Here is a 13828-nt window from a genome sequence, read left to right on the forward strand (position 1 = left end):
CTGAGTTGTCCCGACCTGCGACAGTAACGATGGACAAAAAAAAGCGCTGCCGGAGCAGCGCTTGATGCGGAGATTATTTTACCTGTTGACCAGGTTTGGCGCCGCTATCCGGGCTTAACAGGAAGATATCCTTGTCGCCAGGGCCTGCCGCCATCACCATCCCTTCAGAGATGCCGAAACGCATTTTACGCGGCGCCAGGTTGGCGACCATCACCGTCAGGCGACCAATCAGCACCTGTGGGTCCGGGTAAGCGCTACGAATGCCGGAGAAGACATTGCGTTTCTCGCCGCCGAGGTCGAGGCTCAGGCGCAGCAGCTTATCGGAACCATCGACAAATTCGGCGTTTTCAATCAGCGCGATACGCATATCGACTTTGGCGAAATCGTCAAAGGTGATGGTTTCCTGAATCGGGTCGTCAGCCAGCGGGCCGGTAACCGGCGCGCTGTTCAGCGCTTTCACTTCTTCCTTAGAGGCTTCCACCAGGGCTTCAACCTGCTTCATGTCAATGCGGTTGTACAACGCTTTGAAGGTGTTCACCTTGTGCGACAGCAGCGGCTGCTGGATAGCATCCCAGCTCAGTTCACAGTTGAGGAACGCTTCAACGCGCTCGGACAGGGTCGGCAGAACCGGTTTCAGCCAGGTCATCAGCACGCGGAACAGGTTGATGCCCATTGAGCAGATGGCCTGCAGGTCGGCATCGCGGCCTTCCTGTTTCGCCACCACCCACGGAGCCTGCTCGTCAACATAGCGGTTCGCCACGTCGGCCAGCGCCATGATCTCGCGGATGGCTTTGCCGAATTCACGGCTTTCCCACGCTTCGCCAATGGTCTGCGCGGCATCGGTGAAGGTTTTGTACAGCGCCGGATCGGCCAGTTCAGCCGACAGCACGCCGTCAAAACGCTTGTTGATAAAGCCGGCGTTGCGCGATGCCAGGTTCACCACCTTGTTGACGATATCGGCATTGACGCGCTGGACGAAGTCTTCCAGGTTCAGGTCGATATCATCGATGCGTGAAGAGAGCTTCGCGGTGTAGTAGTAACGCAGGCTATCGGCATCGAAGTGGTTCAGCCAGGTGCTGGCTTTGATAAAGGTGCCGCGCGATTTGGACATCTTCGCACCGTTCACCGTCACGTAGCCGTGCACAAACAGGTTGGTGGGTTTACGGAAATTGCTGCCTTCCAGCATCGCTGGCCAGAACAGGCTGTGGAAGTAGACGATGTCTTTGCCGATGAAGTGATACAGCTCGGCACTGGAGTCTTTCTTCCAGTATTCATCGAAGCTTGTGGTGTCGCCGCGCTTGTCGCACAGGTTCTTGAACGACCCCATGTAGCCGATCGGCGCATCCAGCCAGACGTAGAAGTATTTGCCTGGCGCACCTGGAATTTCGAAGCCAAAGTACGGCGCATCGCGGGAGATATCCCACTGCTGCAGGCCAGACTCGAACCACTCCTGCATCTTGTTAGCAACCTGCTCCTGCAGCGCACCGCTGCGGGTCCACGCCTGCAGCATTTCGCTGAAGGACGGCAGGTCGAAGAAGAAGTGCTCGGAGTCACGCATTTCCGGAGTTGCGCCGGAGACCACGGATTTCGGGTCGATCAGCTCGGTCGGGCTGTAGGTCGCGCCGCAGACTTCACAGTTATCGCCATATTGATCCGGTGATTTGCACTTCGGACAGGTGCCTTTGACGAAACGGTCCGGCAGGAACATGCCTTTTTCCGGATCGTAGAGCTGAGAGATGGTGCGGTTTTTGATAAAACCGTTCTCTTTCAGGCGACCGTAGATAAGCTCTGACAGCTCACGGTTCTCGTCGCTGTGCGTCGAGTGGTAGTTGTCGTAGCTAATGTTGAAGCCAGCAAAATCGGTCTGATGCTCCTGACTCATTTCGTCAATCATCTGCTCCGGAGAAACGCCAAGCTGCTGGGCTTTCAGCATAATCGGCGTGCCGTGGGCGTCATCGGCGCAGATAAAATTGACCTCGTTGCCGCGCATTCGCTGGTAACGGACCCAGACATCAGCCTGGATGTGCTCCAGCATGTGGCCGAGGTGGATAGAGCCGTTGGCGTACGGCAGTGCGCACGTTACCAGAATTTTCTTCGCGACTTGAGTCATAGTGGGCATTACATCTTCTGTTGTAAAAAGGGCTTCTGATATTACCAAAAGGGTAATGGGTGCGCCATAAATGGCTGACCATATATGGATAATCCTCAGCTGTGGTAAACTCAGCCATACTGAAAGCAGCTCATAACAACAAAGGAGTCGGGATGAATTCACAATCCCAGGCCAAATCCCCCGAACGTCTGCGTGCGATGGTCGCCGGAACGTTGGCTAATTTCCAGCACCCCACTTTGAAGCATAACCTCACCGCGCTGAAGGCACTGCACCACGTCGCCTGGCTCGACGATACCGTGCATATCGAGATTCAAATGCCGTTCGTCTGGCACAGCGCCTTTGAGGATTTAAAAGAGCAATGCAGTGCCGATCTGCTGCGCATCACCGGCGCCCAGGCGATCGACTGGAAGCTGACGCACAGCATCGCCACGCTGAAGCGGGTGAAAAACCAGCCGGGTATCAACGGGGTTAAAAATATTATCGCCGTCAGCTCCGGTAAAGGTGGGGTCGGTAAATCTTCCACGGCGGTCAACCTCGCGCTGGCGCTGGCTGCGGAAGGGGCGAAGGTCGGGATCCTCGATGCCGATATTTATGGCCCGTCGATTCCTAACATGCTCGGGGCGGAAGATCAGCGTCCTACTTCGCCTGACGGCACCCACATGGCGCCGATTATGCGCTTTGGTCTTGCCACCAACTCCATCGGCTACCTGGTGACCGACGATAACGCCATGGTGTGGCGCGGGCCGATGGCCAGCAAAGCGCTGCTGCAAATGCTGCAGGAGACAATGTGGCCGGATCTCGACTATCTGGTGCTGGATATGCCGCCAGGCACCGGCGACATTCAGCTGACCCTGGCGCAGAATATTCCGGTGACCGGGGCGGTTGTGGTGACCACGCCGCAGGATATTGCGCTGATCGATGCGAAGAAAGGCATCGTGATGTTCGAGAAGGTAGAAGTGCCGGTATTAGGCATCGTGGAAAACATGAGCATGCATATTTGCAGCAACTGTGGGCACCATGAGGCTATCTTTGGCACCGGCGGTGCCGAGAAACTGGCAGAGAAATACCATACTCAGCTGCTGGCCCAGCTGCCGCTGCATATCAACCTGCGCGAAGACCTCGATAACGGCACGCCGACCGTCGTGGCCCGTCCGGAAAGCGAGTTCACCGACATCTACCGTCAGCTGGCGGGAAGAGTGGCGGCACAGCTCTACTGGCAAGGGGAAGTTATTCCCAGCGAGATTGCCTTCCGCGCGGTGTAACGCCGGCGGATAAGACAACGCCCTGTCCTTCTCTGCGCCAGCGCTGGCAGGAAAAGGGCAGGGCGTTTTCGTTGGCGCCATCGCTGACGATGCGCTCAGCCATCAATGCTGATAGAAAATCTCGCCGTCATAAATTTTGACGATTTTCCCTTCAGTATCGGTGATCAGCACGTAGCTGCCGCCCATATAGGTGTAGTGGGTGCCGGCATCCGGCGCAGGCAGGTTACGCTGCTGCCACTGCTTGATGTGGTATTCCGGAGTGAGATACAGCGGTGGTACGGTGTCTCCGACGCGAAACTGGGTGAAGTCTGCGGTGAAACCATCAAGTTCGAATTTTTGCGGGCCGCTGGAAGCCGCCCATACGGTGCTGGTGCTGGCCAACAGGACGCCCAGAAGCATCATTTTTGTCTTGCGCATATTTTCCTCATTATTATCCTGGATTACCCTGGACACAAAATCGCAGCCTCGTATCATTCCTGAAGCATGGCGGGGATGGCAAGCGTTGGTTGCGTTAAATATGTAAGAAAACGATGGGCAGGGTGCCTGATTGGGCGAATCGCGCCCGTTTTGAGAACAATCCGGAGATCTGGATTCGGGAGTGTCTATGTTCAGACTGGAAGATCTGACGTTATTTGTTCGGGCGGCGGCCTTAGGCAGTTTCAGCGACGCCGCGCGGGAGGTCGGGCAGCAGCCGGCGCAGGTCAGTGCGGCGATTAAGCGCCTGGAGACCATGCTCAATATTCGCCTGTTTGCGCGCTCTACCCGCAGCTTGCGCCTCACCCCGGAAGGGGAGACCTGGCTGCCCTATGCCATCCAGATGCTCGATACGCTTCATGCCGGGTTACAAAAAATTCAGGTGCCGGATGATGAAGTGCGCGGCACCTTGCAAATCGCGGTGCCCTCCGACCTTGGGCGCAATCTGCTGCTGACCGTCTTTCGGGCGTTTCGCCAGCGTCACCCGGCGCTGAAGCTGCGGATCCTCTTTTCCGATCACCGCACCGATGTGTTTAAAGACCCGGTGGATGTCGCCTTTCGCTACGGCGACAACGACGATGCTTCGTTTATTTCACTGCCCGTCGCGCCGGAAAACCGCCGGGTGCTGGTGGCCTCTCCGGCGTGGATTGCCGAACATGGCGAGCCGCAAACGCCTCAGGCGCTGGCACAGCACAATGCGCTGCTGTACGTGCTGCGCGGGCGGCAGTTCGATCGCTGGCCGGTCAGCCTTGACGGCGTGGTGGAACATATCCAGGTTTCCGGCGCCATCGTCAGCGACGATGCCGAGGTGATCCGCCGACTGGCGATAGCCGGGGAGGGTTTTGCCTATAAGTCGGCGCTGGATGTCAGAGACGATATTCGCGCCGGGCGTCTGCAGGTGCTGTTACCGCACTACCAGGGCGACCTGGTGCCGCTGAATATGATTTGCCCGCACCGCAAGCAGCTCTCCGCCGCGGTGCGTTTATTGTATGAAGAGGTGAAAGCGCACTGCGAAGCGGGGCAGGGCTAATTATCATGATGCTGGACCACGGCGTTGTAATTAAATCGCTGATAGTGGTAGCGGCTGGTGCAATACTCCAGCGGCTGCCCGTCGTTGAGGTAGGTCACCGAGCGCGTCACGCTCACCGGTTCATGGGGCTGTAGCTTTAGCCACTCCTGCGCTTCATCGTCGCTGGGCAAAGAGTAAAACCAGGTGTGGCTGCTGGTCGGTACTTTATGCAGCCGCGTCTCGACATACTGATAGATAGAGCCCAGCGCATCAAGGCGCGTCAGGTCAGGCAGAATGCGCAGCGGGATCCACGTCTCCTCAATGGACAGCGCCTGGGTGTCAACAAAGCGCACGCGACGAAAATGCCAGGCATATTGCTCACCCTGCATCGCCAACTGCCCGGCGATCTCTTCCGGCGGGTTGGCAATCCCAAATTCCAGTAGATGGCTGCTGACACAGCCCCCCTGTGCGCGATGAAAGGTGCTGAGCCCCATAATCGGCGAGGCGCTGTGCCCGGCGGCGAAGGCCTGCGGCGGCGTTGCGGTTTTGACCACGGTCCCCAGCCCACGCTGACGGGTAATAAAACCTTCGTTGACCAGAATATCCAGCGCATTATTCAACGTGATTTTGCTACAGCTGAATTCATGACACAACTGGTGACCAAAGGGGATTTTTGCACCCTGGAGATATATTTTATTTAATATCCTTTCTCTTATTATATTTGCTATTTCAATGTATCTGCGCAAACGACACCTCCGTTTAATCTGCCGGCGATTATATCCTTGTGTGGGTTTTATTATCCAGATCTCATTTATTTTATAAGTAGATTACTTTTAATATAAACATATTGACTTGATGGAGTGTCTCTTTCATTCTGCCTTGGTGCCAACAACGATCTATATATTTGTTTTATGAATTACAATGCCATTATTAATAATGATTAATTTTATATAATTCCAGTGGGTAATACCTCTTCTGGGTGTTGAATATTTCAATGATATAAGGATAAAACAATGAGCAGCGGAGCGGTATTAGCACGTATCACCGACATATCGCAAAAAATGGCCGCGGAAGTTCATCTGCGCAGCCTGCGCGACAGTTTTATTATCACCGTCCCCTTTCTGGTATTAGCCGGTGTGTTCATCATGATTAATTATGTTTTTCTGGATCCCGGCGGTGTCATGAGCCGTTGGGTATCCGGAGAAACGCTGCTCGCCATACGCAGCGTCGGCGATCGGATTCTCAACGGCACCATGAGCATCCTGGCCTTGATGCTGGTGGTGCTGATTGCCTGGAGTATCGCGAGCAAACGCCAGTTTGCGGCGCCGATGATCCCGGCAATGGCCGCGCTGGCAGCGTTTGTGGTGCTGATGCCGGTGAACCTCAGCCTGACGCCGGTCGGGGGCGGCGAGGCCGTCGAGGTTTCCGGCGTGATGACCTTCGCGCTGACCAATGCGGGCGGCGTGTTTATGGCCATTATGACCGCGGTGCTGGCGACCGACCTGTTTTTATGGATAGCCAAAACGCGCTGGCTACAAATACGCATGGGCGACGATGTTCCGCCGATGGTAACGCAATCTTTTCAGTCGATGTTTTCGATTATGCTGGTGGTGCTGGCCTTTGCGCTGCTGGCCGTCGGCATGAAAAGCCTGTTTGGCCTTGAGGTACATGAAATTATCCAGGCGGCGATTCAGGCTCCCCTGGTTCATCTGACCACCAATTTACCCGGCTTTCTGGTACTGACCACGCTGACCAATTTTCTGTTTTCTTTGGGGATCCACCCCTCCGGGATTATCAATCCGATCCTGGAACCGCCGCTGCTGGTTGCGATGCAGGAAAATATGGCGGCATTCGCCCGCGGCGAGATCCCTCCGCATATTATCGTGCTGCCTTTTCGCGATCTGTACGGCCATATGGGCGGAACTGGCAGCACCCTGGCGCTGCTGATTGCCATCTTTTTGCGCAGTAAAATTTCCAGCCATCAAAAACTGGGGCGCACCGTACTGGCTCCGGGGATATTCAATATTAATGAGCCGGTGATTTTCGGTTTCCCGGTGCTGTATAACCCGTTAATCATGATCCCTTTTATTATTTACCCGCAGATCAACTTTATTATTGCTTATCTGGCGACGCAGTATGACATGGTCTCCAGAATCGTTACCTATGTGCCCTGGTCAGTACCGCCGCTGCTGTCAGGCTGGCTCGGTTCCGGCGGCGATTATCGTAACGTCCTGCTGCAGATAGTGCTGCTGATCCTGGGGGTCGTCATCTATTTACCGTTTTTAATGGCCTATGAAAAAACCATGCGGCAGACCAAAGGGCGCCAGACGCTGGCGGAAATGGCGGCCCCGGTCGTGGCTGCGGTGGCGCAAAACCCTGCACCTGCTGAGCGTGATATGGCGGACAACGCGCTGGACATTCTCAATCATAAAACTATCGTCCTGACCTGCAATGAAGGTATGTCGACGTCAATCATGGCGACGAAGATGCGCAAGTACGCACAGGAGATCGGCTGCTCGCTGTCGGTGTACGCGGTTAACAGCGGCAGTATTGAAGACGAGTATCAAAAAGCAGATCTGATTTTGCTCGGCCCACAGCTGGTGTATATGCGCGACAGCATTACCGCGACCGTACAGGGCCGCTGCCCGGTGGTACCGATAAATACCCAGGCTTTTAGTCGGCTGGACGGCAAAGCTGCGGTGGAACAGGCTGCCGCGATTCTGGCAGGAGAACACCTATTCCCACAGGAGGGGACATCATGATTTACAGTGCATTTATTGGCTTTGGTAAAAGTGCCACCCGCTATCATTTGCCGTACGTACTGGCGCGTAAAGAGACGTTCTGCGTCAAACGGATCTACGACCTGCACCGCGACCCGCAACGCGAAGGGGCCGATATCTATCGCCATATCGATTTTACCTCGCAGCTGGCGGATATCTTAAATGACCCGCAGATTACCCTCGTCACCATCTGTACCCATCCCGACAGCCATTTCGACTATGCCCGGCTGTGTCTGGAACACGGCAAAAACGTGTTGGTCGAAAAGCCGTTTACCACCACTCTTGAGGAGGCGAGGATCCTCTATGCGCTGGCGCGGGAAAAGGGACTGCTGGTCACTCCGTTCCAGAATCGCCGTTTTGATAGCTGTTTTCTGACCATGAAACAGGCGATCGACAGCGGCAAGCTGGGAGACATTATCGAAGTTGAAAGCCACTTTGACTATTTTCGCCCTGAAGCTGAACGGCGTCCAGGCGGGGCCTTTGACGGCGCATTGTATGGTCTGGGCGTTCACACTCTTGACCAGATGATTGCGCTGTTCGGCCGCCCTGAGCAGGTCTTCTATCATCTGCGCCATCTCCGGCAACCGCAGAATCCCGATGACACCTTTGAGGTGCAGCTACTCTATCCGCAGATGAAGGCGATTATCAAAACCAGCCATCTGGTGAAAACCCCTTATCCAAAGTTTATCGTCCACGGTACCCGCGGCTCTTTTACCCGCTATCAGATAGACCAGCAGGAAACCTCCTTGAAAGACGGGGTGATGCCCGGCGATCCCCGCTTCGCCGCCGAAGAAGCGCTGGCGTTGCTGGAGTATGTCGATGAGCGGGGGATCTGGTTTCGCGAAGACCGGGTATCGGTGAAAGGCGACTACGGGCGGGTTTATGACGCCATTTTTGCCACCATAACCAGCGGGGCGGCCAATTATGTCAGCGAAGCACAGGCGCTCACCAATCTGGAGATTCTGGAATCCGCCTTTCACCAACCGTCGCCGGCCTTGATAACCCTGGCCTGAGGAGCAACGCATGCAAAGAATACTTAACTGCCGCACCAGTGATTTTGAACGTCAGGTGAGCGGCGAGGTGCTACGGGAAGCCATCCGCGCCGCAGAAGGGCGGGTGATCATGGCTGAAGTCGCGGCTGACGCGGTGCCGCTGTACACTGAAGTGACCAACGGCGAGCTGCTGGGGGCCTTCGGCGCTGATTTGCTGCTGGTCAAAGGGATGGACTGCCACACCCAGCGGATTCAGGGCTGTGAAAACTTACGCCACCTTAAGCAGTTAACCGGGCGTCTGGTCGGCGTCAGCCTTGAGGTACTGGCAGATAATGACGGCGAAAACCCCCGGGCCTGGGATGCAGCACAGGTGGCGCGTCTTCCCGAGGCCAGCTTCTATTGTCTGACGGCCTATGACAAACCCGGCGTGACGATACAGCGGGTGTGCGAGGCGGTGGCGGAACTGCGGCAGATGACCGACAAGCTGATCCTGGTGGCGAAATTCTATCAACACGGCCTGGCGCCCAGCGAGGACTATGCGGCCTGCATCAAAGCCGGGGCGGATGGGGTGATGGTTCCGGCACCGTCCAGCTGTCGTGGGGCATCGGAGTCGCGGGTTGAACAGATTATCATGGCGGTTCAGGCCGCTGGTGGGCTAGCGCTCGCCACCATCAGCAGCAGTCAGGAAGGGGCCGATGAGCACAGCGTCCGTCAGATAGCGCTGGCCAGCAAACGCTGCGGGGCGGATGTGTACAATTTTGGTGATGCGGGGGTCGCCGGAATGGCCGACCCGCAGGCGGTCTACACGCTCTCGATGGCGGTACGCGGTCGCCGCCATACCTGGGTGCGGATGGCGGCGTCGCAGCGGCGGTAAATGCAGCATGCCGCCCGGCTGGCGGGCGGCATCTTCGCTTAGTGGCGTACCAGGGTGGCGAAGTAGTAGACCAGCGGAATGGCGAGGATCCACAGTCCCAGCGGGATCTCGCGCCATTTGCCGGCAACGGTTTTAATCATGATGTAGAACAGCAGCCCGCCGGCAATCCCGGTGCCGAAGCTGTTAGCGATCAGGGTGATCATCACCATCATCAATACCGGCAGCCCGTCGGTGAAATTAGCCAGATCGACTTTGCGCAGGCCGCTGAACATATTCAGACCGATCAGGATCAGCGCCGGGGCGGTGGCCTCTTTGGGGATCATCAGGGCCACCGGGGTGAACAGCAGCATCAGCAAAAACATCACCGCTGCCGCCAGCGCCGTTAACCCGGTTTTGCCCCCGGCTTCTGCCGCCGCTGACGACTCAATCAGCGCGGTCGCCGCTGGAATACCCAGCCATGGGCCGATGGCGGCGGCGATTGAGTCGACCATAAATGGCCGGTTGATCTGCGGCATATTGCCTTCGTCATCCAGCAGCCCCGCTTCGCCGCCGACCGCCAGGGTGGTCCCCATGGTGGAGAAAAACTCGGAGGCGAAAAAGACGAACAGGAACGGCAGGAAGGCGATATTCAGCGCTCCCAGCATATCGATATGGCCCAGCACCGGCGCCAGCGAGTGCGGCATATCGATAAAGCTGGCGGGTAAGCGGGTCACGCCGGCAGGAATGCCGATAAGCGTCGCAAACAGAATTGCCCACAGAATAGCCCCTGGAATGCGCCGTGCCTGCAGGGCGATAGCGAGAAACAGGCCGCACAGCGCCACCAGCGCGCCAGGGGAAAGGAAATCTCCCAGCATCAGGGCGTTGGTTTTGGCGTTTGCCAGCACCAGGCCTGCGTTGCGAAAACCAAGCACCGCCACAAACAGGCCGATCGAGGCCGTCAGCCCCAGCTTGATGGACTGCGGCACCGAACGGGTCACCACTTCACGCAGGCCGAATGTGGTGAGCAGGAAGAACAGGATCCCAGACCAGCAGGCAATACCGAGCCCGATTTGCCAGCCGATACCCTCACTGCCGGCCAGCGTCACGCCCACCAGCACCGAGCCGCCAATGCCTGGGCCAACGATAAACGGCAGGTTGGCATAAAAGGCCATCAGCAACGTTCCGGCGACGAACACCAGAATCGTCCCGGTGGTGGCGGCGCCTTTGTCCATACCGCCCACCGCCAGCAGGCCGGGGATCACCACCAGCAGATAGGCGGCGGCAAGAAAGCCGGTCACCCCGGCGAGACATTCGGTACGCAGCGTGCTGCCGCGGGAGCGCAGGGCAAAACGCCGCTCCAGCCAGCTTCCCTGCGCGGAGGTATGCAGTGTGTTGTCGGCCATGTTCAGGCTCCCCGATGATTATTGTTGTGATCGGTTGGGACCGGGGTTTCCCGGCATGCTATCAGCGGTTCGACGATCTGGCGGGTAGTGCCATCGGTCAACCCTAAATCGGTCAAATGTGGCCCGGCATTACAAGCGAGGCAGGTTCCCTCAATGGCCTTAAATACCCGGTAGGGCGGTTCCCAGTCGGCGATTTCCGCACTGAGGTCGCGTAATTCACGGAACTGCTGCGCCAGTTCGGCGGCCGGCAGGTCGGACAGCATACCGGCAATCGGCATCGCCACGTGGGCCAGAATGGCGCCTTGCTGAGCGAGCGCCATTCCGCCGCCGGAGACAATCAGCTGATTGGCAGCCTGGGCCATGTCTGCAGGATGACGTCCCAGCACCACGAGGTTGTGGGAGTCGTGGGAGTAGCTGGTGGCGATGGCGCCGCGCAGCTCACCCCAGCCTTCGAGCAGGGCGATTTGCGGCTTGGCCTGGTGACGTCCGTGGCGGTGCTTCACCCAGATCAGGCTGAAGCCTTCCGGGAGCTGGATTTCGCCGTCGCGAACCTGCACCTCGACCTCTCCCCATTGGGTAAAGCGCGCGCCGCGGATATGCCGCAGACGGGCCACGCCGTGCACGATGCCGGGCACCCGCAGCACAAAATCCGCAGCCTGTAGCGGCGCCATCTGGAGCGTATCGCGCGGCGGCAAGACGCCAGCAGCCGCCGGGATCGGCTGGAGGATCGCGCCGTCACGGGCGATCGACTTCCCGGCCACAAAGACCTCACGGGCCTGCAGAGTTTCGAGGCTGTCAAAGACCACCAGATCGGCGCGGCGACCGGCGGCAATCAGCCCCAAATCGTTACGCTGCAGGCGAATCGCGGCGTTGAGGGTCGCGAAGCGCAGGACGTCGGTGGCGGCCAGACCGTGGCTAATCAGCAGGTTGAGCAGGGCGATAATCCCGCCTTTTTCCAGCAGCATATCCGGCGGCACATCGTCGGTGCAGACGGTGATCTGCGAGGAGAGATGCGGGAGGGTTTTCAGGGCCTTCACGATATCCGGCAGCAGATACGGATGCGAGCCGCGCAGTTCCAGAGTCAATCCGGCGCGCAGCTTTTCCAGCGCATCTTCCGCTGAGGTCAGCTCATGATCGGAGGTCACCCCGGCGGCAAGGTAGGCCTGCAGGTCGGCGCCGCTCAGGCCGCGGGCGTGGCCTTCGATCAGCTTGCCGCTGTCGAGACCAGCCTGGACAATCTCCAGCATCCGCGCGCTACCGTTGAGCACCCCGTGCATGTCCATTACTTCCGCCACGCCGCAGACTTCCGGCCATGCCAGCATGGTGGTCATCTCGGCGCCGGCGAAATCCGCCCCCGACATTTCCAGTCCTGGGGTCGATGGCACGCTGGAAGGGGCGGCAACCATCACCTGCAGCGGCAGATGGCGGCTGGCGGCGACGGCATAGCGAACCCCCTCCACGCCGAGGACGTTGGCCAGCTCATGGGGATCCCAGAAGACCGCCGTGGTCCCTTGCGCAAGGACGATTTCGGCGTAGCGCTCGGGCGGCAGATGGGAGCTTTCAAGATGGACGTGGGTATCGATCAGCCCCGGCGAAAGGTAGGCGCCTTCCAGCGACTGGCACTGGTGCGCGTCCGTCCGGCTGCCGCGCGGATGCACGCTGGCGATCATCTCGCCAACGATGCCGACATCGGCGGCGCGGACTTCGCCGGTGACCATATCGACGATATGCCCGTCGGTCAGTAACAGGTCAAACGGTGTTTCGCCTCTGGCGGCCTGGACGGCACGGCGGCGGTTTTCTGCATTGCTGGACATAACAACTCCGGCACAAGGATAATGGTGATACTCTAGGCGCACAGCAAACGTTTGCCCAGATGAATAAATTTATCACCCGATAAGCTCGGGTTATTCTGCCTGACTACCCTTAGCGAAGAACACCATGACCGAACCATGGCAGCGCCTGCCCGCGCTTTCCCTCAAGCAGCTACAGTACTTTGTCACCCTGGCGGAGCTGCGTCATTTCACCGATACCGCCAACCGCCTGGCCATCAGCCAGCCGGCGCTGAGCAGCGCGCTGCGTCAGGTTGAAACCGTGCTCGGCGGCAAGCTGGTGAACCGGACCGCCGCTGCGGTGACCCTGACCGAACTGGGGGCGGCGATTTTGCCCCACGCCCGCCGGGTGCTGAGCGTGGCCCAACTGGCGTTTCAGGATATGCAGCAGATCGTGGCGGCCGGCGGCGATGGCACCGTGCGGATTGGTCTGGTGCCTTCGGTGAGTTCGCTGCTGTTTCCACTGCTGCCGCAGCTGCTGGCGCAAACCTTTCCCCGGCTGCGGGTCGAGTTCCACGACCAGACCAACGATGCGCTGGTGCGGGAGCTGCAAAGCGGCAAGATTGACTTTGGCATTGGCGCTATCGACAGTTCGCTGCCCGCAGAGTTGCAGGTCTACCCGCTGCGGGAAGATCCGTTTGTGGCGGTGCTGCACTACGACGACCCGCTGGCGGCGCAGCCGCATTTACGGTGGAAACTGCTGGCCGGGCGCGATATTGCGGTGTTCTCGAAAGGCAATATCCAACGTCTGGTTGGCGCACTGGCGGAGAGCCATCGCCTGACCCTGAATACCCGGTATCAGGTGGACTATATCGAAACCCTGTATGGCCTGGTGCGTTCGCGCCTGGCGATTGCCATCCTGCCGGAGCTTTATACCACCCATTTACAGGACCCGGCGTTGCAGATAGCGCAGCTCCAGCAGCCGGCGCTGGCGCGTACCGTGGCGTTAATGCGCGGGCCGCAGCCGCTGCCGCCGTTAATTGAAGAGTGTTTTTTACTGTTGCTGAGTTCGCTGCGCGAATCGGCGGCGCGCCTCAGGACAGAGGGGTAAACCGGGCGTTCAGTATCTTACAGGCAAAAAAATACCCCACAGCCACAGGCTGCGGGGTAGGGTAA

Annotated in this window: 11 protein-coding genes; 6 read left to right on the top strand and 5 right to left on the bottom strand. The window is 58.3% G+C overall.

Going from position 1 to position 13828, the window contains the following annotated elements; genetic code table 11:
- Positions 1-73: 73 nt before the first annotated feature.
- Entirely contained in the window at positions 74-2110 is a 2037-nt protein-coding gene (gene metG, locus HF679_RS01775; protein WP_123755521.1) for a methionine--tRNA ligase, read from the bottom strand.
- A gap of 152 nt (positions 2111-2262) precedes the next feature.
- Here metG and apbC point away from each other — a divergent pair, with 152 nt between their 5' ends.
- Positions 2263-3372: an iron-sulfur cluster carrier protein ApbC gene (gene apbC / locus HF679_RS01780; protein ID WP_123755122.1), complete on the top strand. Its 1110-nt coding sequence runs from the start codon at positions 2263-2265 to the stop codon at positions 3370-3372.
- A gap of 102 nt (positions 3373-3474) precedes the next feature.
- Here the strand turns inward: apbC and HF679_RS01785 are convergent, their stop codons facing one another.
- Positions 3475-3789: an RcnB family protein gene (locus HF679_RS01785; protein ID WP_123755121.1), complete on the bottom strand. Its 315-nt coding sequence runs from the start codon at positions 3787-3789 to the stop codon at positions 3475-3477.
- Positions 3790-3976: 187 nt separating this feature from the next.
- Here HF679_RS01785 and HF679_RS01790 point away from each other — a divergent pair, with 187 nt between their 5' ends.
- Positions 3977-4876: a LysR family transcriptional regulator gene (locus HF679_RS01790; RefSeq protein WP_154144226.1), complete on the top strand. Its 900-nt coding sequence runs from the start codon at positions 3977-3979 to the stop codon at positions 4874-4876.
- Here the strand turns inward: HF679_RS01790 and HF679_RS01795 are convergent.
- A complete protein-coding gene (locus tag HF679_RS01795) occupies positions 4873-5601 on the bottom strand; it encodes a GntR family transcriptional regulator (RefSeq protein ID WP_123755119.1) in 729 nt (242 codons plus the stop codon). The genes HF679_RS01790 and HF679_RS01795 overlap by 4 nt on opposite strands.
- A gap of 267 nt (positions 5602-5868) precedes the next feature.
- Here HF679_RS01795 and HF679_RS01800 point away from each other — a divergent pair, with 267 nt between their 5' ends.
- The 3 genes from HF679_RS01800 to HF679_RS01810 are packed head-to-tail and all read left to right on the top strand — an operon-like array spanning position 5869 to position 9501.
- The gene (locus HF679_RS01800) at positions 5869-7617 is read left to right on the top strand and encodes a PTS transporter subunit EIIC (protein ID WP_154144227.1); all 1749 of its coding nucleotides are present in this window, start codon (positions 5869-5871) and stop codon (positions 7615-7617) included.
- Entirely contained in the window at positions 7611-8648 is a 1038-nt protein-coding gene (locus HF679_RS01805; RefSeq protein WP_187043021.1) for an oxidoreductase, read from the top strand. The genes HF679_RS01800 and HF679_RS01805 overlap by 7 nt, the downstream gene beginning before the upstream one ends.
- Before the next feature lie 10 nt (positions 8649-8658).
- A complete protein-coding gene (locus HF679_RS01810) occupies positions 8659-9501 on the top strand; it encodes a hypothetical protein (RefSeq protein ID WP_187042531.1) in 843 nt (280 codons plus the stop codon).
- 38 nt (positions 9502-9539) lie between these two features.
- On the opposite strand, the gene HF679_RS01815 is transcribed toward HF679_RS01810, so the two are convergent.
- Complete coding sequence (locus HF679_RS01815) at positions 9540-10883, bottom strand: NCS2 family permease (RefSeq protein WP_187042532.1); 1344 nt, start codon at positions 10881-10883, stop codon at positions 9540-9542.
- Positions 10884-10885: 2 nt separating this feature from the next.
- Positions 10886-12697: an adenine deaminase gene (locus HF679_RS01820; RefSeq protein ID WP_123755114.1), complete on the bottom strand. Its 1812-nt coding sequence runs from the start codon at positions 12695-12697 to the stop codon at positions 10886-10888.
- A gap of 124 nt (positions 12698-12821) precedes the next feature.
- Here HF679_RS01820 and HF679_RS01825 point away from each other — a divergent pair, with 124 nt between their 5' ends.
- Positions 12822-13763 (top strand): LysR family transcriptional regulator, encoded by a 942-nt coding sequence (locus tag HF679_RS01825; protein WP_187042533.1) that lies wholly within the window; start codon positions 12822-12824, stop codon positions 13761-13763.
- Positions 13764-13828: the final 65 nt, after the last annotated feature.

It is taken from the genome of Enterobacter sp. JUb54, assembly GCF_014298075.1.
GTDB classification, from domain to species: domain Bacteria; phylum Pseudomonadota; class Gammaproteobacteria; order Enterobacterales; family Enterobacteriaceae; genus Klebsiella; species Klebsiella lignicola.